This window comes from Streptomyces sp. NPDC025618 (assembly GCF_055558795.1).
In genome coordinates, this window is sequence record NZ_JBVHLW010000069.1 from 1 (window position 1) to 19,572 (window position 19,572).

Genomic DNA, 19,572 nt, shown 5'->3' on the forward strand with positions numbered 1-19,572 from the left:
GAAAGCGGGGGGAAGCACCCCAACCCCCCCCCACCCCCCCCCCCCCCGCCCCCTGGGGCCCCCCCCCCCCCCCCCCCAAACCCCCCCCCCCCCCCCCCCCCAGCCCCCCCCCCCCCCCCCCCCCCCCCCCCCGGACCGCGTCACTACGAGCGCACGGCTACTTCAGCGCGCTGCGCTTCTGCCACTGGTCCCAGGACTCCTGCCAGACCTCGAGGCCGTTGCCGACGTCGGTCACCTTGGTGCTGCTGGTGTTCTTGACCTCGACGGTCGAGCCGATGGGCAGGAAGTCGTAGACCCGCTTGGCGTCGCTGGTGGTCATGCCGAAGCAGCCGTGGCTGTTGTTCTCCACGCCGAGCGACTGGTTCCACGGCGCCGAGTGCAGGAAGGTCCCGGACGCGGTCAGGTGGGTCACCCACTTCGAGTCCAGCATCCACTCGTTGCCGTGGCCGATGGTGGACGAGTCCATGGTCTCGGCGGCATTCTTGCTGCGCACGGTGTGGACGCCACCGCGCGTGGGGTCCACGGGCGAGCCGGCGGAGCCCTTGATGTCCCCGACGGGCTTGCCGTTCTCGTACATCGTCAGCGTGTGGCTGGGCACGTCGATGACAGCCTTGTGGTCGGCGCCTATGGAGAAGCCGTACTGGTAGTTTCTCGCGAACCAGCCGCCCTCACCGGAGTCCACGCCCGCGAGGTTGCCGTTGACGGAGACCTTGGTCCCGGACGGCCAGTAGTCCTTGGGGCGCCAGTCGATGCGGTCCTGGCCCGACCAGTCCTTCACCCAGCCCCAGGCGCCCTCCACCTTCGGCTGGGTGGTGACCTTCAGGGACTTCTCGATCTCGGCGCGCTTGCTCTTGTCCACCGGGTTGTCGAAGAGGATCGAGACGGGCATGCCCGTGCCGACGGTCTGCCCGTCGCCCGGGGTGTTGGTGAGCTTGTTGACCTTCGGCGCCTCCTGCGTGGTGAAGGTCGCCGTGGAGGAGGACTCCTTGCCCTTGCCGTCCTTGCCGCCCTTCGCCGTGGAGCGCACGGTGTAGGTGGTCTGCGGGCCGACCTTGCCCTCCGAGGTCCAGGAGGAGCCGTCGTCGGCCAACCGCCCGGCGACCTTCTGCCCCTTGTCGTCCTTGACCTCCACGTCCGTGAGCCGGCCGCCCTCGGCCTTCACCGATATCGGGGAGCCGAGCGCGACCTCCTTGCCCCCGCCCGGGGTGACACTGATCCGGGCCTCGGACCCGGCGTCGGCGCCGGAGCCACCGGACCCCCCGGAACAGGCGCTGAGCGCCAGGGAACCCATGAGGGCGGATGCCAACAGGACGGAGCGACGGCCCGATCCGACGTGCACGTGAGTCGACCTTTCTCGTATCAGCAGAGCAAGCGGCGGTCACGGCCGCGTCGCCCGAACCGGTCGACAGCACCCCCCGCCACACTTCTACAGATGATCTACACGCATGTGCGGTTGCGCGAAAAATGGAAACATTTGTACGGCTGACCGCTTTTGGCCGTCGGCGTGGCCGAAACTTCTACGATGCCTCTCGTAGTAAGCGGGCATCGAAGTACGATGGATCTCGTACACCGGCTCCCCGTGCCGTCCTCACGGGCCCTCCGAAGCCTTGCCGACCTGAAGGAGCAGCCGTGACGACGCAGACCCGGCCCCCGTCCCCGGGCCGTTCGCTGGAGCACCCCGAACGGGACGAGATCCGTCTCGAAAGCGTGCTGCACGCGCTCTCCGACCCCATGCGGCTGAAGATCTTCCGCAGCCTCGCCCGCGCGGAGGACGAGCTGTCCTGTTCGGTGTTCGAGCTGCCGGTCAGCAAGTCCACCACCACGCACCACTTCCGCGTCCTGCGCGAGAGCGGCGTGATCCAGCAGATCTACCGCGGCACCGCGAAGATGAACGCCCTGCGCCGCGACGACCTCGAAGCCCTCTTCCCCGGGCTGCTCGACGCCCTGCTCACCTCGGCCGCGCACCAGGCCGAGCGGCTCGCGAGCGGCTGAACCGCCCGGCCGCCGTCGTCCTCAGCGCCGGGTGCGGGCCGCCGTCAGCAGCCCGTCCCAGTCCGGGATCTTCACCGGCCCCCTGCCCAGGCGGCGGCCGAGCGCGGACTCCGCCGCCTCGATCCCGAGCCAGCCAGGCCACTCCACCATCTCCCGGACGGCCGAGCGCAGCGCGGAACGCGCGTCCTCGACGGGGCGGCGCGCCTTCAGCGCCTCGGCGTCGGCCAGCAGCGAGCCGACCGTCTCCTTGGCGCACGAACGGTTGGTGCCGATCACCCCGGTCGGCCCGCGCTTGATCCACCCCGCGACGTACTCACCGGGCGACGGGACCCCGTCACGCAGCACCCTGCCCCGCGCGTGCGGCACGGTGCCGTGCTCGCCGTCGAAGGGCAGCCCCGGGATCGGCACCCCGCGGTAACCCACAGACCGCAGCACCAACTGCGCCTCGATCTCCTCGAAGTGGCCGGTGCCGGTCACGCCGCCGTTCCCGTCCGGCGCGGTCCGCTCGAAGCGCACCGCGCGCACCGCGCCGTCCCCCAGCAGGGCGACGGGGCGCAGGAAGAACCGCAGGTGGATCCGGCGCGGCCGGGCCTCTCCCGGTGCCTGCGCCCAGCTCCGCAGGACGTCGACGTTCCGTCTGCTCGCCGACGGCAGCACCGAAGGGTCGGCCCAGGCCGGATCAAGCGCCGCCTCCCCGGGCCGTACGAGAACCCCGGCGCCCGGCAGCGCGCCCAGCTCGCGCAGCTCCTTGGTGGTGAACTTCGCCTGGGAGGGCCCGCGCCGGCCCACCATGTGGACGTCCCGCACGCGACTGGCGGCGAGCGCGGCGAGGGCCGCGTCCGGCACGTCCGTGGGCCGCAGCTCGTCCGCGACGCGGCCCAGCACCCGGGTCACGTCGACCGCCACATTGCCGACCCCGATGACCACCGCGGAGCGCGCGCCGAGGACGAAGCCGCCGGGCGCGGCGTCCGGGTGGGCGCTGTACCAGGAGACGAACTCCGTGGCCGAGAAGCTGCCGGGCAGGTCCTCACCGGGAATGCCGAGCCTCCGGTCGGTCGCGGCGCCGACGCAGTAGACCACCGCGTGATAGAGCTCCAGGAGCCGACGCGGTGTCAGACCGGCCGGTCCGTCACCGACCGGGACATTGCCCAGGAAGGCGATGGCCGGGTGCTCCAGGGCGGTGCGCAGGGTGCCCTGGAGCGACTTGATCTTCTCGTGGTCGGGCGCCACTCCGTAGCGCACCAGCCCGTACGGACAGGGCAGCCGGTCCAGGACGTCCACCGTGACTCCGGGGACGTCCTGCTGCTGCACCAGTGCCTGGGCGGTGTAGACCCCGCTCGGTCCCGACCCGACGACTGCGACGCGAAGCACGGTGGGGCCCCTTCCCGCGGGGCGCTCCCCGCAGACGTCCCGCAGATGCGTCCAGGATGACACCGGGGAAGCGCCGTGCGGGAGAGGCACCGGGGACGTGGCGATCACAAGGGGCCGATCGTGGCCACCCCCGGGCCCGCCTCGGGTGAGCCGTGTCTCACCTGGGCGGCGCCGCTTGTATATGAAACGAGTTGCATAGCAGGATCCCGGCATGGCGCTCGAGCACGCGATCCTCGTCTCCCTGCTGGAGAAGCCGGGCTCCGGCTATGAGCTGGCCCGGCGGTTCGAGCGGTCCATCGGCTATTTCTGGACCGCCACCCACCAGCAGATCTACCGCGTCCTCAAGCGGATGGAGGGCGACGGCCGGCTCGACGTCCGGGACGTGCCGCAGCAGGGCCGGCCGGACAAGAAGGAGTACTCCGTCGCCGCCCCCGGCCGGGCCGCCCTCTCGCAGTGGCTGCACGAACCGATCGAGCCCGAGAGCGTCCGCCACGACCTCGCCGTGAAGATCCGCGGCGCGGCCTTCGACGACCCCGCCGCGCTGATCCGCGAGGTCGAGCGGCACCACCGGGCACACACCGAGCGGCTCGCGCACTATCTCGCGGGTGAGCTGCGCGACTTCACCGGCACCGAAGCACCCGGCACGCTGGACGCCGGGCAGGAGCTGCAACACGTCGTGCTGCGCGGCGGCATCGCGTACGAGCGGATGACGATCGCCTGGCTCGACGACGTGCTCGCCACTCTCCGGCGGCTCCGTCCCCAGCGCTGAACCCCGATTTCCTCACCGTCCTCAACCGTCAAGCCGGAAAGGCGAACCTCCATGGCCGACCAGCTTCTGTTCAACCCGCGCACCTACGACCCGGCGCACTTCGACCCCGAGACCCGCAGGCTGCTGCGCGCCACCGTCGACTGGTTCGAGGAGCGCGGCAAGCGCAAGCTGATCGAGGACTACCGCTCCCGCGCCTGGCTGGCGGACTTCCTCGCGTTCTCCGCCAAGGAAGGGCTGTTCGCGACCTTCCTCACCCCGGCCGCCGCCGGGCGGGACGACGCGCGCTGGGACACCGCCCGGATCGCGGCGCTCAACGAGATCTTCGGCTTCTACGGGCTCGACTACTGGTACGCCTGGCAGGTCACCATCCTCGGCCTCGGCCCGGTCTGGCAGAGCGACAACGCCGCCGCCCGCGCCCGCGCCGCGGAACTCCTCACCCAGGGCGAGGTGTTCGCCTTCGGCCTGTCCGAGAAGGCCCACGGCGCCGACATCTACTCCACCGACATGCTGCTGGAGCCCGACGGCGACGGCGGCTTCCGGGCCAGTGGCTCGAAGTACTACATAGGCAACGGCAACGCCGCCGGGCTCGTCTCCGTCTTCGGCCGCCGCACCGACGTCGAGGGCCCCGACGGCTACGTCTTCTTCGCGGCCGACAGCCGCCACTCGGCGTACCACCTCGTGAAGAACGTCGTCGACTCCTCGAAGTACGTCAGCGAGTTCCGCCTGGAGAACTACCCGGTCGGCCCCGAGGACGTGCTGCACACCGGCCGCGCCGCGTTCGACGCCGCCCTCAACACCGTCAACGTCGGCAAGTTCAACCTCTGCACGGCCTCGATCGGCATCTGCGAGCACGCGATGTACGAAGCCGTCACCCACGCGCACAACCGCGTCCTCTACGGCCGCCCCGTCACCGCCTTCCCGCACGTGCGCCGCGAGCTGACGGACGCGTACGTCCGTCTCGTCGGCATGAAGCTGTTCAGCGACCGGGCCGTCGACTACTTCCGTTCCGCCGGGCCCGACGACCGCCGCTATCTGCTCTTCAACCCCATGACGAAGATGAAGGTGACCACGGAGGGCGAGAAGGTCATCGACCTGATGTGGGACGTCATCGCGGCCAAGGGCTTCGAGAAGGACACCTACTTCGCCCAGGCCGCCACCGAGATCCGCGGGCTGCCGAAGCTGGAGGGCACGGTCCACGTCAACCTCGCGCTGATCCTCAAGTTCATGCGCAACCACCTGCTGGACCCGGCCGACTACGCGCCCGTGCCGACCCGCCTCGACGCGGCCGACGACGCGTTCCTCTTCCGCCAGGGACCGGCCCGCGGCCTCGGCTCCGTCCGCTTCCACGACTGGCGCGCCGCGTACGCCGCGTACGCCGCCGTGCCCAACGTCGGCCGCTTCCGGGAGCAGGCGGACGCCCTGTGCGCGTTCGTCACCACCGCCGCCCCCGACGAGGAGCAGAGCCGCGACCTCGATCTCCTGCTCGCCGTCGGGCAGTTGTTCGCGCTCGTCGTGCACGGCCAGCTGATCCTGGAGCAGGCGCGGCTGACCGGGCTGGAGGAGGACGTGCTCGACGAGCTGTTCGCCGTCCTCGTCCGCGACTTCTCCGCGCACGCCGTCGAGCTGCACGGCAAGGACTCCGCCACCGCGGAGCAGCAGAGCTGGGCGCTGGGCGCGGTCCGCCGCCCGGTCGTCGACGAGGCCCGCTCCGCGCGCGTCTGGGAGCGCGTCGAGGCGCTGTCCGGCGCGTACGAGATGGCGGAGTGACCCACAGGCCGCTGCCGCTGGTCCCTCCGGCGGCAGCGGCCCCGGGCTGTCAGCTCCCGAGCAGGTCGTCCACCGTGAGGGCCACGGTGCCGAACAGGTCGGTGACGGTGGTCAGGCTCGCCGCCTGGAGGACGGCGGCCGGCACGAGGGTGCCGTCGGGGGCGGTGAGGGGGCGGGTGGCCGTGGCCTCGGCGACGACGGTGGGGCGGTAGCCGCGGTTGAAGGCGCCCTGGGCGGTGAAGGTGACGCACATATGGGTCATGAATCCGGCCAGGACCAGATCGGGGCCCGCCCCGAGATCCCGCAGGGTCTTCTCCAGACCGGTGTCGTGGAAGGCGTCGGGGAAGCGCTTGACCACGACGTGCTCGCCCTCGGCCGGGGCGACCTCGTCGCTGATGGCGCCGATCCGGGCGCGGATGTCGTAAGGGGTGCCCGCACCGCCGTCGTTGACGATGTGCACGACCGGGGTGCCCGCCGCGCGGGCCGCCGCGAGCAGGCGGGCACCGGCGGCCAGGGCCGCCTCGGCACCGTCCAGCGCCATCACGCCGGTGCGGTAGGTGTTCTGGAAGTCGATCATGATCAGGGCCGTGCCGGGCAGCCGGGGCAGCCGGCCGTCGAGGCCGATCACGTCGCGCAGGGTCGTGGAAGCGGTCATCGGAAGGGTTCCTTTCCAGGAGGGAAACGGGGCCAGGGGGAAACGGGGCCAGGAGGGATCCGGGCATGGCGAAGCCGCGCCGCGGCGCTCGCCTGCCGGGGGAGGGGATGATTCAGGTGGTCGTGCGGAAGCCGCGGCGGTAGGCCGCCGGGGTCGTGCCGAGCTGCTTGCGGAAGGCCCGGTGCAGCGTCTCCACCGAGCGCAGACCGCTGGCCTTCGCGACCTTCTCCAGCGGTTCGTCGGTGCTCTCCAGCAGCCGGCGCGCGGCCTCCACGCGGGACGCCTCGACGTAGTCGGCCGGAGTGGTGCCGGTCTCCTTGCGGAAGACCCGGGCGAAATGCCGCTCACTGAGGTTCATCCGTCCGGCCAGCGCGGCCGCGGAGAGGCCGCCGTCCGGGTGATCGGCGATGTGGAGCCGCAGCTCGTCGATGTCGCGCCGGGAGGCGGCGGGACGGCTGAGCGGGACGCTGAACTGGCTCTGGCCGCCCTGGCGTTTGAGGTACATCACCAGCTGCCGGGCCACCGCCAGCGCGAGGTCCTCGCCGTGGTCCTCGGCCACCAGGGCCAGCGCGAGGTCCATGCAGGCACTGATCCCGGCCCCGGTCCACACCCGCCCCGAGCGGACGAAGATCGGATCCGGGTCCACCGTCACCCGGGGGTGTTCGGCGGCGAGCTGGGCCGCGGTCGACCAGTGCGTGGTCGCCGTCCGCCCGTCGAGCAGCCCGGCGGCGGCCAGCACGTGCGCGCCCACGCACACCGAGGCGACCCGCCGCGCGTGCGGGGCGGTGTCCCGCACCCAGTCCACGACCTCCTGGTCGATCCGGGCCACCGGGCCGTCCGGGCACAAATCCACCGCGCCGGGGACGAGGAGGGTGTCCACCGCCGCGCCGACTTCGCCGAAGGACAGGTCGGCGAGCAGGCGGACACCGGCCGACGTGGTGACCTCCCCGCGCTCCGGGCCCGCCAGGCGGACGCGGTAGCCCGCACGGCCACCGGTCTCCCGGTTGGCGAGCGCGAAGACCTCGGCCGGGCCGGTGACGTCGAGGAGATCGACATCGGGGAAGACCGCGATGACGACGCGGTGGGCGGTGGACATGTGTCCATCGTCGCCGCCGGCCGGCATGGCCGCAATGACGGGTCTCTGTCACATCCAGCCATGGCAGGAGGCCGCGCCCGGCGCACCGGACGCGGCCTCCGTCACGAGGGTCCCTCAGGCCAGCGGCTTCTCCAGCACGGCCTTGCGGTGGCTGAACGTCTCGATGGAGTAGCGGCCGTGGTAGTTGCCCATACCGCTCTCGCCGACCCCGCCGAACGGCAGGTCCGAGACCGTCAGATGGGCCAGCGGAAGGCCGAACCCGAGCCCTCCGGAGGAGGTCTCGGCCGCGAGGCGCCGCCGGGTCGCCTCGGACTCCGTGAAGGCGTAGAGCGCCAGCGGCTTGTCGCGGTCGTTGATGAAGGCGATGGCCTCGTCCAGGCCGGCGACCGTGACGACGGGCAGGACGGGACCGAAGATCTCCTCCCGCATGACCGGCGCCTGGGGATCGACGTCGGCCAGGACGGTGGGGGCGATGTACTTCGTGGCGCGGTCGGTGCCGCCGCCGGTCACCACGCGTCCGGACCCGAGCAGGGCGGACAGCCGGTCGAAGTGGCGCTCGTTGACGATCCGCCCGTACGTCTCGGACGTCGCGGGGTCGGATCCGTAGAGCTCCTCGACGGCCCGGGCCAGGGCCGGTTCCAGCGCGCGGGCGGTCTCCGGGTCGGTGAGGACGTAGTCGGGCGCCACGCACGTCTGGCCGGCGTTGAGGAACTTGCCGGCCGCCAGCCGCGCCGCCACGGCCGTGAGGTCGGTATCCTTGTCGACGAACACCGGTGACTTGCCGCCGAGTTCGAGGGTGACCGGGGTGAGGTTCCTGGCCGCCGCGGTCATGACGATGCGGCCGACGGTGCCGTTGCCGGTGTAGAAGATGTGGTCGAACCGCTGCTCCAGCAGGGCCGTGGTCTCCGGGACGCCGCCGGTCACGACGGCCACCGCGTCGGTGTCGAGATACCGGGGCAGGAGGCGGGCCAGGGCCGCGGAGGTGGCCGGGGCCAGCTCGCTGGGCTTGGCGACCACGGCGTTGCCCGCGGCCAGCGCGCCCACCATGGGGGCGAGCAGCAGCTGCGCCGGGTAGTTCCAGGGCGCGATCACCAGGACGACGCCCAGCGGGTCGTACTGCGTCCAGGCCGTGGCCCCGTCGAGGTGCGCGGGCACCGGGGCCGGCTCGGGCCGCAGCCAGGCGTCGAGGTGGTCGAGGGTGTGGTCGATCTCGCGGATCGTGAAGTCGATCTCGGTGCGGTACGCCTCGTACGCGCTCTTGCCGAGGTCGTCGTGGAGGGCGGCCGCGAGCGCCGCGCCCTCCTCGGTGAGCATGGTGCGCAGGCCGCGCAGCTGGGTGGTACGCCAGGCGACGGGCTTGGTACGGCCGGTGCGGAAGGTGGCGCGCAGCCGGGCGACGACGTCGGCGGGCTGCTCGGGAGCGGGGTGGTCCATGGTGCCTCGATCGTGGGTGCGGGGTGCCTCGCCGGTGGGGCTCGGCAGCAGGTGCTTGAGGTCCTCAAGCACCTGCTTCGATGTAAATGCCAACGTTTCAGGATGTCAAGCAACTGCCGGAGCGGCCGACAGCGTCCGCCGTGCCCGGCGGCTCTCGGTCGCGGCCGAGACCGCGAGCAGTGCCACGCCGACGGCCAGCCAGCACACCAGCGAGACGACGCGGCCGTCGAAGCCCGCGCCGCCGTCGAAGTAGAGCAGGCTGCGGGCGCCCTCGACGAAGCCCGCGCCGTTCCAGAAGGCGTGCAGCGAGCCGAAGAACCCGTTCTGCAGCTCCGGCCGGAAGACGCCGCCCGACGAGGTGAAGTTCAGCATCACGAACAGCACCATCAGCGCCAGCGTCGTCCAGCGCTTGAGGAAGGTGTGCAGGCCGATCCCGATGGTGATGACGCCCGCGGAGTAGAGCCAGCCCATGGCCCACACGGTCGTGTAGTCGTGGTCGACGATGTGGAAGACCGGGCCGGCGAGCGCGATGCCGATGACGCTCACCACGACGGAGGTGGCCAGGCCGATCGCCGCCCGGGTCCACAGCTTGAAGGCCGCGCCGGCGGCCCCGATCGCGGCCACGCTGCCGTACGAGCCGATGCTCAGCGCGACCAGCAGGAAGAAGATGCCCTGCCCGGTCGGGTCGCCCTTGGAGAGCGTGGTGAGGTCGGTGACCGTCAGCGGTACGCCCTGCCGGTCCGCGACGGTGCGGAAGACGGTCGTGGCGGCCACGGCGGTGGTGTCGGAGTTGGCCTTGGCGACCAGCGCCTCGGGGTGCGCGGCGTCCGGGACGTACGCGCCGGCCAGGTCGCGGTCCTCCAGGCGCGCGACGGCGGTGTCGCGGTCCGCGACGGTGGTGACGTCCAGCGTGTCGCCGGCCTTGCTCTGGAGGGTCCGGGCGAGGGCGTCCGCCTTGGCCGAGGTGCCGACGACCGCGATCTTCATCTCGTGCGGCTCGGGCGAGTGGAACGCGCCCAGATAGGCGAGGCCCATGCCGAGGCACATCAGCAGTGGGGTCAGCAGGTGCAGCGTGACGTGCTTGGCGTGATGGCGCGGCCCGTGTGTGGCGTGGCGTGGTCCGTGTGCGGCTGTGGTCATGGGGGCGGCTCCTCTGGATAGGTTGGTAAATGCAACCAATGTCAGATGTATTATGCAACGAACATGGAGGAGGACGTATGCCCGACCGCGATGTGACCATCGGCACCATCCAGCGCGAGCTGACTGCTTTCGCCCGCCGGGCACGCCACAAGGCCGCTCAGATCCACCCCGAGCTGTCCTTGGTCACCTACACCATGCTCGACCACATGAAGGAGACCGGCGGCTGCCGCGGCACGGATCTGGCCGAGCACTTCCTGCTCGACAAGTCCACGGTCAGCCGGCAGACCGCCGTGCTGGAACGCCTGGGCCTGATCGTCCGCGAGCCCGACCCCGACGACCGCCGGGGCCAGATCCTGCGGCCGTCCGAGGACGGCCTGCGGCTCCTGGAGGAAGCGCACCGGCAGCGCAGAGTGACCTTCGAGGAGCGCTTCACGGAGTGGGGCGACGAGGATCTGGAGCGCTTCTGCGGGTATCTCCAGCGGTACAACGCCGTGAGCTGACCCGTGTCACGGCCTCACCCCGGTGCCTGGCCGGACGGCCGGGCACCGGGGCGAGGGAAACGACGTGTCGCGAAGCGGGTCAGCCGGTCCTGGCCGCGCGCCTGCGGCGGAGGGCGAAGACGCCGCCGATGAACGCCAGCGCCGCGCCCGAACCGCCGATGACCAGCGGGGCCGGGGACGAGGAGTGGTGTGCCGGGGCCGCGGCCCGGTAGCCGCTGGAGTAGCCCTTCGTGTCGTAGTCCGAGCCCGGCAGCTTGTCGGCGAGACGGCCCTTGAGCAGGGTCTGGTAATCGGCCAGGGACACCGACGCCTTGCCGCCGAGGGCGGTCTTGGCCGCGTCGTTGAGGGGCTCCACGGTGTCGAGCTTCAGCTGGTACCAGGCGTGGTCCTGCGGCGCGGAGAACACCGAGGCCCCCAGATCCCCCTTCGTGGGGAAGGTGGCGTCGCTGTCGCCCTCGCGCACGGCGGCCAGGTGCCAGCCGCCGCCCTGGGTGGCGGCGAGCATGACGGTCGCGCTGCGGCCGTTGCCGGCGCTGACCGAGGACACCGCGTAGGTGAGCCGGATGGCCTCGGTGAGGACCGGTTTGGCCTTGCCGGCCACGAAGTCCGGGGTGACCTCGTACAGCGCCACCGGGTCCTTGACGGTGAAGGACGGCACGCCCTCGCACGGGTCGGTCTTGGCGGGAATCGTCTGCGGCCCCCGGGCGCCGCCGTGCGGCACCGGAACGCTGAGGAACCGGCAGACGGAGTTGTGGACGGCCGTCGACTTCACCGCGTCCAGTGCCGCCTGGTAGTCGGGGATGTCGAGCGGGCCGTCGGCGGCGTGCGCCGCTCCGGCCGCCGCGGTCAGCACCGCCGACGCGCCCAGCGCGAGCCCGAGGGACAGGCGCGCGAGATGAGTGGTCCCGGAGCTTCTGTTGTCACGCATGGTGCCCTCCCTAACCCTGGATCCGCTCACGGCTGTGCGTCCACTTGAACGAGCTGTTGCTGACGTAGTCGTTGTAGTTCCACCAGGTGTAGGTCTGGGTGTCCGGCCACGGGTCGCCCACGCCGATCGTGTTGTTCGACTCGTCGTAGCCGTAGATGACGTTCATGTGGCCACCGCCGGACGTCCATCCGATGCGCACCGCCATCGGCCGGCCCGCGTTGACCTCGCTGGAGGTCTCGCTGAACGACAGCGGGCTGCTCACTCCCTGGCCGGTGTTGCCGAAGCCCATGCCTTGCCAGGCGCCCGCCATGTCCCCGAGGGTGGCCGGCTGGTTGTCGCAGCTGACGCCGGTCGCGTTGTGCGCGAGATTGCAGAAGTCGGTCTGGCTGTAGTTGTAGCCCCACCAGCTCGCGATGGTGTTGCCCGAGGCGTCCCAGCACCACTGGGTCTTTTCCTGTTTCTGCATATTGATGTCGTCGTAGGCCGCCGCCTGGGCCGTTCCGGTGGTGGCCACCAGGAGCCCCGACATGGTCAGCGCGAGAGCTGACACGGTCGTGGTGAACCTGCTTCTGCTCATCTTTCTTTCCTTCCCGATGGGGTTGGTTGCCGGGTGCATCCAACGCTTCGCAGTGGCGTGAAGAGGACGCGTGGAAAAGAAAGTCGACAAGAAAGTGAGGGGCTTCTCTCCGGCGGGTCCGCGGGGCAGTGGGATCGGAGAGGCGGAATTCCAGGACAGCGCAATGAGTCAATGCTAGCCAGAGGTCTCGCGCGTGCTTCACCCGGACGAGTGGGCGAACATCGTATGAGCAGGCCGGAGTTGGGGGCGAATTTCAGCCTCGGATTTTCCTGGCAGGCGGCCGTGGGTCAATTCCCGGCACGGCCCGGAAGTTGTGGAGTTCGCGCTCAGGGATTGCCGGTGTTTTGGCCAGGCTCACCTGAGTTCTGTCGCCGGCCCCGGCGAATGCGAATGCGGGCCGGGCCTTGAGGTCACGGCCACCCGAAGAACGCGCGATAGCACGGCACCTGCTGCTCCAGCATGTGGATGCCGTGGTGCACGCGGCGCCCGGCGGCGCCGGCCGCGCTCAGCAGTGCCGTCTCGCGCGGCTTCATGACGACGTCGACCACCACGGCGTCCGGCCGCACCCTCGCGGGGTCGAAGGGCAGCGGGTCCTCGGGGCGCATGCCCAGCGGCGTGGCGTTGACGGCGAAGCCGGCCGTCTCCAGGTCGCCGGGACCGAGCGCCCGGATCCCGTCCGGCCAGCGCGAGCCGAGCCGCAGGAGCAGCGCGTCGAGCCGGGCGCGGTCGGTGTCGTGCACGGACACCCGCGCGGCGCCGGCCATCAGCAACGCCGTGGCGATCGCGCTGCCCGCCCCTCCGGCGCCGACCAGCGTCACGTGGCTGTCGCGCACCGTGTGCCCAGCCGTCCGGAGCCCCTGGACGAACCCGTGCCCGTCGAAGTTCTCGGCGAACCAGCGGCCGTCGGCCTCGCGCCGCATCGCGTTGGCCGTCCCGATCAGGGCGGCCGCCGGTCCGAGCCCGTCCGCGAGCGCGCACAGGGCCGCCTTGTGCGGAACGGTGACCAGCAGGCCGTCCAGATTGCCGATCCGCTTGAGCCCCTCGACCACGTCGGTGAGATCCCGCGCCCGGGCGTGCACCGGCACCACCACGGCGTCCAGACCGAGCCCGCTCAGCAGGGGGTTGAGCAGGCCCGGCGCCTTGACCTGGGCGACGGGGTCGCCCAGCACCGCGTACAGCCGCGTGGTGCCCGAGACACCGGCCACCGGCCCAAGGGATTCCATCGGCGGATCCTCTCTGTACCCCGCTCGGATGTTGTCCTACGGTGCTGGAGATGCTCCACAGCTTTGCCGTGACTGCCGCTCGGCACAACCCGGCGTCGCCCCGACGCGCCGTTGTCGTCCCGGCAGTTGCTCCCGACCGCTCCCGACGGAGGGACGAGGCGATCAGATACCTGGGGATCGACATCGGAGGTTCGAAGGTCGCCCTGCGGGTGGCAGAGGACACCGGCGGCGAGCCGGGCGGCCGCCGCACCGAGGAGACGTTCCGCTGGCCCGCCGCGAGTGACGCCACCGCGGACCTGGACCTGCTCGCCGCGCGCGTCCGCGGCCTCCTGGAACGCGGCGAAGGTCCCTTCGCCGGGGTGGGCGTGGCCCTGCCCGCGACCTGCGACGCGGCCGGCGCGGTGCGTACGTGGCCGGGCCGGCCGAGCTGGGCGGGCCTCGATCTGGCGGCCGCCTTCCGGCAGTTGCTGCCCGGCGTCCCGGTCGCCTGTGCCGACGACGGTGATCTCGCCGCACTGGCCGAGTCCCGCGCCGCCGGCTGCCGGCACCTGCTGTACGTGGGGGTCGGCACGGGCATCGGCGGCGGCATCGTCCACGAAGGCCGCCCCTGGCCGGGCCCCGGCCGCGGCTCGTGCGAGGTCGGCCATGTCGTCGTCGACCGCTCGGGCCCCCGCTGCGACTGCGGGCGCGCCGGGTGCGTCCAGGCGATCGCGTCGGGACCGGCCACCCTCCGGCGCGCCGCCGGACTGCGCGGCCAGGAGACCGGCTTCGCCGAACTGGCGGCAGGGGCGAGCCTCCACGCGCCATGGGCGCGGACAGTGGTCGACGAGAGCGCCGCGGCCCTCGCCGCCGCCGTGACCGGCATCTGCGAGCTGGCCCACCCCGAACTCGTCCTCGTCGGCGGCGGGTTCGCGGCGGGCATACCGGGATACGTGACCTCGGTGGCGGCACACACCGAGCGGCTGGCGCGCCCCGGGACGGATCCGGCGCGGGTGCGGCCGGCGGCGCTCGGCGGGCGGTCGTCCCTGCACGGCGCGGTCCTGCTCGCACAGGAGGCACACGGGCAGGGAACCCAGCCCCTGGACGACGGCCGCTTCTTTCGACGGTTTCTTTCGGCGGGGTGACAGGTAGGGCCGCTCCCCGGCCCGATTGAGCACAATCACAGGTGATCTCGCGCATATTCACCATGCCTCGTGCGCTCGGGGCCGGCAGAGGGAGCCAGCGTCATGCTCGACAGACGGACCGTCATTCGCGCCGGCGCCGGGGTGGCGGCGGCCGCCGCCGTGGCCGGTACGGCCGCCACCGGCGCGGCGGCCGTGGGCCTGCCGGGCGCAGGAGGACGCGCGGCGGCGCGCGGGACCGACTGGGCCTCCTTACGCCGTCATCTGTCGGGCGATCTCGTCCTGCCGTCGGACATCGGCTACGAGCGGGCCAGGAAGATCTACAGCGGCCAGTTCGACGGCATCCGCCCGCAGGCCGTCGCGTACTGCCGCACCGAGGAGGACGTGCGGACGACCCTCGCGTTCGCCCAGGACAACGCGCTGCCCCTCACCCCGCGCAGCGGCGGGCACAGCTTCGGCGGCTACTCCACGACCGACGGGATCGTCCTGGACGTCTCCGAGTTCCACGCGGTCGGCCTCGCCCGGAACACCGTCGTCATGGGCGCGGGCACCCAGCAGGTGGACGCCCTCACCGCCCTGTCGCCGCGCGGCGTCGCCGTGGCGAGCGGCAACTGCCCGGGCGTCTGTCCCGGCGGCTTCGTCCAGGGCGGCGGCCTGGGCTGGCAGAGCCGCAAGTTCGGCATGGCGTGCGACCGGCTGGTCTCCGCCCGGGTCGTGCTCGCCGACGGCCGTGCCGTGACGGCCTCTGCCACCGAACACCCCGACCTGTTCTGGGCGATGCGCGGCGGAGGCGGCGGCAACTTCGGCGTCGTCACCAGCTTCGAGCTGCGCCCCACGGACGTCCCCTGCGTCGTCAGCTACAACCTCACCTGGCCGTGGGAGTCGGCGCGGCGGGTCATCGAGGCGTGGCAGCACTGGATCATCGACGGCCCCCGGGACCTCGGCGCCGCGCTGGCCGTGCAGTGGCCGGACGCCGGCACCGGCGCGCCGGTCGTGGTCGTCACCGGCGCCTGGCTGGGCGCGCCGGACGCGTTCACCCCCCTGCTGGACTCCCTGGTGGCCTCGGTGGGCGGCGCGCCCGCCACCCGCTCCGCCAGGACGCTCTCCCAGCACGACGCGATGATGGCCCAGTACGGCTGCGCCGACCTCACTCCCGAGCAGTGCCACACGGTCGGCTACTCGCCCGAGGCCGCGCTGCCCCGGCAGAACTTCTCCATGGACCGCAACCGGCTCTTCTCCCGGGCCATCGGGCAAGAAGGCGTCGAGCGGATCCTGGAGGCGTACGCCGCCGACCCGCGCGCCGGGCAGTTCCGCTTCCTGAGCTTCTTCGCCCTCGGCGGGGCCGCCAACCGCCCCGACCGCGCCGCCACCGCGTATGTCCACCGCGACACCGAGTTCTACCTCGGATTCTCGGTCGGCCTGAACGACCCGAAGTACACGGCGGAGGACGAGCGGCTCGCCCGCGCCTGGGCCGCGCGAGGGCTGCGCACGCTGGGGCCGTACTCCAACGGCGAGAGCTACCAGAACTTCATCGACCCGGAGCTCGGCGACTGGAAGTCGGCCTACTACGCCGAGAACTACGGCCGCCTGGCCGCCGTCAAGGCGGCCTACGACCCGCACCGGCTCTTCTCCTTCGCGCAGGCCGTCTGACCTTCCGCGGCCTCTCCCGGGAGGGACCTCCTCGAGGAGGTCTCATCCCGGGAGAGGCCGCGGAAACCTGTTCCCCTCCGCGCCCCTGTGGGCACTGGTGCGCCCGTGCACTTCTGTGTGATTGAGTGAAGTCCGGGTGCGCAGAGCCCAGTTGCCATGGAGGGGGCGCCAGGTGCGAGCATCAGCGGTGGAGAGGGTGGAGCTGATCCGCTGGCCGGTGGAGTCCGACCGGAGGGAGCGCTGCCGCGACCGGGGCGTCCTGCGGATCCTGGTGCTGGAGGCCGGTGCCGCGGCACCTTTGTGCGTCGACCTCAGGGAGGACTGGGTCCGCGCTCCCGTCAGCGCCGACGATCTGCGGGCCCGCGCCGAGGCGCTGCGGATCAGGGCGGCCGCCGCCGAGTCCCGGCCCGAGGTCGACCCGAACGGAGTGCTGCGCTTCCGGTGGCGCTCCGCGCTGCTCTCGCCCACCGAGGCCCGGCTCGTCGCCCGGCTCACCGAGTCCTACGCCGAGGTCGTCACCCGTGACGACCTGCTCCGCCTGCCCCCGGGGCGTACCGTGCCGAGCCGCAACGCCCTCGACCTGCACATCATGCGGATCCGACGGCGCGTCGCCACGCTGGGCCTGAGGGTGCGCACCGTCCGGGGGCGTGGCTACGTCCTGGAAAGCGCGGAAGCCGCAGATAGCGCAGAAAGCGCGGAAGGGGACTGAGCGCCGAGCGCGGCCGCGTGACCGCACCGAACGCCCCTACGAGTGAGGAGCCCGAAGTGCCGCAGCCCCAGCACAGCCGCATCGACGTGGAGTTGGGCGAGAGGTCCTACCCCGTGCACGTCGGACCGGGGGTCCGCCACCTCCTGCCCGGCATCGTCGCCTCCCTCGGCGCGCGCCGGGCCGCCGTGGTGACCGCCCGGCCCCCCGACCTGGTGCCCGATCCCGGGGTGCCCGCGCTGATCGTCCGGGCGCGGGACGGCGAGCGGCACAAGACGCTCGCGACCGTCGAGGACCTGTGCCGGAAGTTCACCACCTTCGGCATCACGCGCCACGACGTCGTCGTCTCCTGCGGAGGAGGCTCGACGACCGACACCGTCGGCCTGGCGGCGGCGCTGCACCACCGGGGGGTGCCGGTGGTGCACCTGCCGACCACCCTCCTGGCGCAGGTGGACGCGAGCGTCGGCGGCAAGACCGCGGTCAACCTGCCCGAGGGCAAGAACCTCGTGGGCGCCTACTGGCAGCCCAAGGCCGTGCTGTGCGACACCTCGTACCTGCGCACGCTGCCCGCCGAGGAGTGGACCAACGGCTACGGCGAGATAGCGCGCTGCCACTTCATCGGCGCGGGCGACCTCCGTGGCCTCGCCGTCCACGAACAGGTCACCGCGAGCCTGCGGCTGAAGGCGTCCCTCGTCGCGGCCGACGAGCGGGACTCCGGCCTGCGGCACATCCTCAACTACGGCCACACGCTGGGCCACGCGCTGGAGACCGCCACGGACTTCCGCCTCCGGCACGGCCTGGGCGTGGCGATCGGGACGGTCTTCGCGGGCCGGCTCGCCGAGGCGCTGGGCCGCATCGGCGCCGACCGCGCGCGCGAGCACACCGAGGTCGTCCGCCACTACGGACTCCCGGAGGCCCTTCCGGCCGGCACCGACATCACCGAGCTCGTCGCCCTGATGCGGCACGACAAGAAGGCCACCTCCGGACTGACCTTCGTGCTCGACGGGCCGTCCGGCGTGGAGCTGGTGTCCGGGGTCCCGGAGGACGTCGTCCTGCGCACGCTCGCGGCGATGCCGCGGGAGAGCGACTGACACGGTTCACAGGCGGCCGTAGGCGCGCAAGGTGCGCAGGGCGGCGAGGGTGACGACCGGGCGCCACTCCAGCCGTGACCCCGGTGCCCACGCTCGCCACAGGATCGGCCACCCGCCGTCCTCCTCCTGCCGGGCCGCGAGGAAGTCCAGGCAGTCCTCCATCTCCCGGCCGGTGAACCACTGCCTGGCCAGGGAGGCGGGGGAGTGGGCGACGTCGTAGGGAAAGTGGCGCTCGCCCGGCGCGTACCCCGGCGATACGGGGAACTCCTCCGCACGCTCCGGATCGGTCACATACATCCGCCGCTCCCGCGTCATGTCCCCCAGCCGGAGTGCCACCGGCAGCGCCCGGTCGCGGTCGGGCACGCCGTCGAGGAAGTCGACCGCGGCCTCCACCTCATAGGGGTGGGTGGCGTCCAGCGCGCCGGCGGCCGCCCAGCAGAATTCCGCGGCGCGCTCCACCCATGGATGGCGGATGCCGTTGCGCAGCAGCAGCCCGACGACGGGACCGGTGGACAGCAGCGCGCCCGGCGGGTCGTCCCGCAGGGGCAGAACGGAGGCCGAGGGGTAGCCGCGGAGCGAGGGATGGATGGCCGGCAGCGCTCCGTCGGGCGCGCTGATGGCCTCGAAATGCTGCAGGAGACCCGCCGTGCGGGCCTCGTCGCAGCGGCCGATCTCGTCCAGCACCCGCAGCGCGAAGGCCGCGTGCAGGGGCTGCGGGCCCGGCCCGCGCAGATCCGGTTCCAGCGCGAAGCCGAAGCCGCCGTCGGGCCGCTGATAGCCCATCAGCGCCGCCTCCACCCCGTCGGGGTCGGGCATGAGGAAATGGTGGGCGAAGCGGCGCTGTTCCAGCAGCCGCGCGGTGAGCCAGATGTGACCCTCGGCTCGGACGACGGGATGACTCACTGGGGGAACCTTTCGCATGGGCGGCCGATGGCGTCAAGTGACTGGTGGTGCCGACAAGTTCAGGAGAAAGTAGAGTGTTCCGATTCGGGAAGGGAGTGGTGTTTCTGTGTCGATCGAGCTGTCCGAGCCGCTGAAGAAGGCCCTGGATTCCCTCGTGTTCGGTGTCGTGGCGACTGTCGGCCCCGACGGCCGTCCGCACCAGTCCGTCGTGTGGGTCCGGCGTGAGGGCTCCGACGTACTGTTCACGATTCTGCGCGGCAGCCGCAAGGAGAAGAACATCCTGAACGACGCGCGCGTGAGCGTGCTGCTCCACCCGGCGGACGCCCCTTACACCTATGCCGCGATCCGGGGCACCGCGCACTTCATGGAGGTGCCGGACCCCGGCGCGTTCTTCGATGAATTCTCCCTGAAATACCGGGGGATGCCCTATCGCGAGTCCTTCCCCGAGCCGCCGGACGAAAGTGCCATCGTCGCCGTCCGGGTCGTTCCCGAGGCGGTCTTCGAGCAGTGGTGACGAGCAGCCGGTGAACCGGTGGGGGGGGGGGGGGGGGGGGGGGGGGGGGGGGGGGGGCAGGGGGGGAGGGGGGGGGGGGTGGTGGGGGGGGGGGGGGGTCCCCCCGACGCAAGAGCAGTGCGCGCCACTGCGATC

At 72.0% G+C, this 19,572-nt stretch carries 19 protein-coding genes; 9 read left to right on the forward strand and 10 right to left on the reverse strand.

Features of this window, described 5'->3' with window-relative positions; translation table 11 throughout:
• Positions 1–157: 157 nt before the first annotated feature.
• Positions 158–1,339: a L,D-transpeptidase family protein gene (locus ACZ4A5_RS30515; RefSeq protein ID WP_467591312.1), complete on the reverse strand. Its 1,182-nt coding sequence runs from the start codon at positions 1,337–1,339 to the stop codon at positions 158–160.
• Positions 1,340–1,629: 290 nt separating this feature from the next.
• Between ACZ4A5_RS30515 and ACZ4A5_RS30520 the strand changes: the two genes are divergently transcribed.
• The gene (locus tag ACZ4A5_RS30520) at positions 1,630–1,992 is read left to right on the forward strand and encodes an ArsR/SmtB family transcription factor (RefSeq protein WP_467591314.1); all 363 of its coding nucleotides are present in this window, start codon (positions 1,630–1,632) and stop codon (positions 1,990–1,992) included.
• A 21-nt stretch (positions 1,993–2,013) separates the two neighbouring features.
• On the opposite strand, the gene ACZ4A5_RS30525 is transcribed toward ACZ4A5_RS30520, so the two are convergent.
• On the reverse strand, positions 2,014–3,363 hold the full coding sequence (locus ACZ4A5_RS30525) for an FAD-dependent oxidoreductase (RefSeq protein ID WP_467591317.1): 1,350 nt from the start codon (positions 3,361–3,363) through the stop codon (positions 2,014–2,016).
• Positions 3,364–3,574: 211 nt separating this feature from the next.
• Between ACZ4A5_RS30525 and ACZ4A5_RS30530 the strand changes: the two genes are divergently transcribed.
• Both ACZ4A5_RS30530 and ACZ4A5_RS30535 read left to right on the forward strand, forming a co-directional pair.
• Positions 3,575–4,132 carry a PadR family transcriptional regulator gene (locus tag ACZ4A5_RS30530; protein WP_467591321.1) on the forward strand — a complete coding sequence of 186 codons (558 nt, stop codon included), beginning with the start codon at positions 3,575–3,577 and terminating at the stop codon, positions 4,130–4,132.
• A 51-nt stretch (positions 4,133–4,183) separates the two neighbouring features.
• Positions 4,184–5,899: an acyl-CoA dehydrogenase family protein gene (locus ACZ4A5_RS30535; protein WP_467591324.1), complete on the forward strand. Its 1,716-nt coding sequence runs from the start codon at positions 4,184–4,186 to the stop codon at positions 5,897–5,899.
• 49 nt (positions 5,900–5,948) lie between these two features.
• Here the strand turns inward: ACZ4A5_RS30535 and ACZ4A5_RS30540 are convergent, their stop codons facing one another.
• The 4 genes from ACZ4A5_RS30540 to ACZ4A5_RS30555 all read right to left on the reverse strand — a co-directional run bounded on the left by ACZ4A5_RS30540 (position 5,949) and on the right by ACZ4A5_RS30555 (position 10,224).
• Positions 5,949–6,554, reverse strand: a complete 606-nt coding sequence (locus ACZ4A5_RS30540; protein WP_467591327.1) for an isochorismatase family protein — start codon at positions 6,552–6,554, stop codon at positions 5,949–5,951.
• A gap of 112 nt (positions 6,555–6,666) precedes the next feature.
• Positions 6,667–7,650 carry a GlxA family transcriptional regulator gene (locus ACZ4A5_RS30545; RefSeq protein ID WP_467591330.1) on the reverse strand — a complete coding sequence of 328 codons (984 nt, stop codon included), beginning with the start codon at positions 7,648–7,650 and terminating at the stop codon, positions 6,667–6,669.
• A 114-nt stretch (positions 7,651–7,764) separates the two neighbouring features.
• Positions 7,765–9,084 (reverse strand): aldehyde dehydrogenase family protein, encoded by a 1,320-nt coding sequence (locus ACZ4A5_RS30550; RefSeq protein ID WP_467591364.1) that lies wholly within the window; start codon positions 9,082–9,084, stop codon positions 7,765–7,767.
• A 105-nt stretch (positions 9,085–9,189) separates the two neighbouring features.
• Positions 9,190–10,224, reverse strand: a complete 1,035-nt coding sequence (locus ACZ4A5_RS30555; protein WP_467591333.1) for an ABC-2 transporter permease — start codon at positions 10,222–10,224, stop codon at positions 9,190–9,192.
• A 77-nt stretch (positions 10,225–10,301) separates the two neighbouring features.
• Between ACZ4A5_RS30555 and ACZ4A5_RS30560 the strand changes: the two genes are divergently transcribed.
• The gene (locus ACZ4A5_RS30560; protein ID WP_467591336.1) at positions 10,302–10,724 is read left to right on the forward strand and encodes a MarR family winged helix-turn-helix transcriptional regulator; all 423 of its coding nucleotides are present in this window, start codon (positions 10,302–10,304) and stop codon (positions 10,722–10,724) included.
• A 79-nt stretch (positions 10,725–10,803) separates the two neighbouring features.
• Here the strand turns inward: ACZ4A5_RS30560 and ACZ4A5_RS30565 are convergent, their stop codons facing one another.
• The 3 genes from ACZ4A5_RS30565 to ACZ4A5_RS30575 all read right to left on the reverse strand — a co-directional run bounded on the left by ACZ4A5_RS30565 (position 10,804) and on the right by ACZ4A5_RS30575 (position 13,452).
• A complete protein-coding gene (locus tag ACZ4A5_RS30565; protein ID WP_467591339.1) occupies positions 10,804–11,652 on the reverse strand; it encodes a hypothetical protein in 849 nt (282 codons plus the stop codon).
• A gap of 10 nt (positions 11,653–11,662) precedes the next feature.
• The gene (locus ACZ4A5_RS30570) at positions 11,663–12,229 is read right to left on the reverse strand and encodes a papain-like cysteine protease family protein (protein WP_467591342.1); all 567 of its coding nucleotides are present in this window, start codon (positions 12,227–12,229) and stop codon (positions 11,663–11,665) included.
• 410 nt (positions 12,230–12,639) lie between these two features.
• Complete coding sequence (locus ACZ4A5_RS30575; RefSeq protein ID WP_467591345.1) at positions 12,640–13,452, reverse strand: shikimate dehydrogenase family protein; 813 nt, start codon at positions 13,450–13,452, stop codon at positions 12,640–12,642.
• Positions 13,453–13,661: 209 nt separating this feature from the next.
• Between ACZ4A5_RS30575 and ACZ4A5_RS30580 the strand changes: the two genes are divergently transcribed.
• The 4 genes from ACZ4A5_RS30580 to ACZ4A5_RS30595 all read left to right on the forward strand — a co-directional run bounded on the left by ACZ4A5_RS30580 (position 13,662) and on the right by ACZ4A5_RS30595 (position 18,020).
• Positions 13,662–14,576 carry an ROK family protein gene (locus ACZ4A5_RS30580; RefSeq protein ID WP_467591347.1) on the forward strand — a complete coding sequence of 305 codons (915 nt, stop codon included), beginning with the start codon at positions 13,662–13,664 and terminating at the stop codon, positions 14,574–14,576.
• Between the two features lie 102 nt (positions 14,577–14,678).
• The gene (locus ACZ4A5_RS30585) at positions 14,679–16,223 is read left to right on the forward strand and encodes an FAD-binding oxidoreductase (protein ID WP_467591350.1); all 1,545 of its coding nucleotides are present in this window, start codon (positions 14,679–14,681) and stop codon (positions 16,221–16,223) included.
• Positions 16,224–16,395: 172 nt separating this feature from the next.
• Positions 16,396–16,932, forward strand: a complete 537-nt coding sequence (locus ACZ4A5_RS30590; protein WP_467591352.1) for a winged helix-turn-helix domain-containing protein — start codon at positions 16,396–16,398, stop codon at positions 16,930–16,932.
• 56 nt (positions 16,933–16,988) lie between these two features.
• Entirely contained in the window at positions 16,989–18,020 is a 1,032-nt protein-coding gene (locus ACZ4A5_RS30595; RefSeq protein ID WP_467591355.1) for a 3-dehydroquinate synthase family protein, read from the forward strand.
• 6 nt (positions 18,021–18,026) lie between these two features.
• On the opposite strand, the gene ACZ4A5_RS30600 is transcribed toward ACZ4A5_RS30595, so the two are convergent.
• The gene (locus ACZ4A5_RS30600) at positions 18,027–18,941 is read right to left on the reverse strand and encodes a hypothetical protein (RefSeq protein WP_467591358.1); all 915 of its coding nucleotides are present in this window, start codon (positions 18,939–18,941) and stop codon (positions 18,027–18,029) included.
• 88 nt (positions 18,942–19,029) lie between these two features.
• On the opposite strand from ACZ4A5_RS30600, the gene ACZ4A5_RS30605 reads away from it, so the two are divergent.
• Positions 19,030–19,437, forward strand: a complete 408-nt coding sequence (locus ACZ4A5_RS30605) for a PPOX class F420-dependent oxidoreductase (protein WP_467591361.1) — start codon at positions 19,030–19,032, stop codon at positions 19,435–19,437.
• The last annotated feature ends 135 nt before the right edge of the window (positions 19,438–19,572 follow it).

Coding starts and splice junctions, on each gene's coding strand:
- ACZ4A5_RS30585 (WP_467591350.1), top strand. CDS start 14,679: ATGCTCGACAGACGGACCGTCATTCGCGCCGGCGCCGGGGTGGCGGCG.
- ACZ4A5_RS30550 (WP_467591364.1), bottom strand. CDS start 9,084: ATGGACCACCCCGCTCCCGAGCAGCCCGCCGACGTCGTCGCCCGGCTG.
- ACZ4A5_RS30565 (WP_467591339.1), bottom strand. CDS start 11,652: ATGCGTGACAACAGAAGCTCCGGGACCACTCATCTCGCGCGCCTGTCC.
- ACZ4A5_RS30535 (WP_467591324.1), top strand. CDS start 4,184: ATGGCCGACCAGCTTCTGTTCAACCCGCGCACCTACGACCCGGCGCAC.
- ACZ4A5_RS30575 (WP_467591345.1), bottom strand. CDS start 13,452: ATGGAATCCCTTGGGCCGGTGGCCGGTGTCTCGGGCACCACGCGGCTG.
- ACZ4A5_RS30600 (WP_467591358.1), bottom strand. CDS start 18,941: ATGCGAAAGGTTCCCCCAGTGAGTCATCCCGTCGTCCGAGCCGAGGGT.
- ACZ4A5_RS30540 (WP_467591327.1), bottom strand. CDS start 6,554: ATGACCGCTTCCACGACCCTGCGCGACGTGATCGGCCTCGACGGCCGG.
- ACZ4A5_RS30570 (WP_467591342.1), bottom strand. CDS start 12,229: ATGAGCAGAAGCAGGTTCACCACGACCGTGTCAGCTCTCGCGCTGACC.
- ACZ4A5_RS30545 (WP_467591330.1), bottom strand. CDS start 7,650: ATGTCCACCGCCCACCGCGTCGTCATCGCGGTCTTCCCCGATGTCGAT.
- ACZ4A5_RS30560 (WP_467591336.1), top strand. CDS start 10,302: ATGCCCGACCGCGATGTGACCATCGGCACCATCCAGCGCGAGCTGACT.
- ACZ4A5_RS30530 (WP_467591321.1), top strand. CDS start 3,575: ATGGCGCTCGAGCACGCGATCCTCGTCTCCCTGCTGGAGAAGCCGGGC.
- ACZ4A5_RS30555 (WP_467591333.1), bottom strand. CDS start 10,224: ATGACCACAGCCGCACACGGACCACGCCACGCCACACACGGGCCGCGC.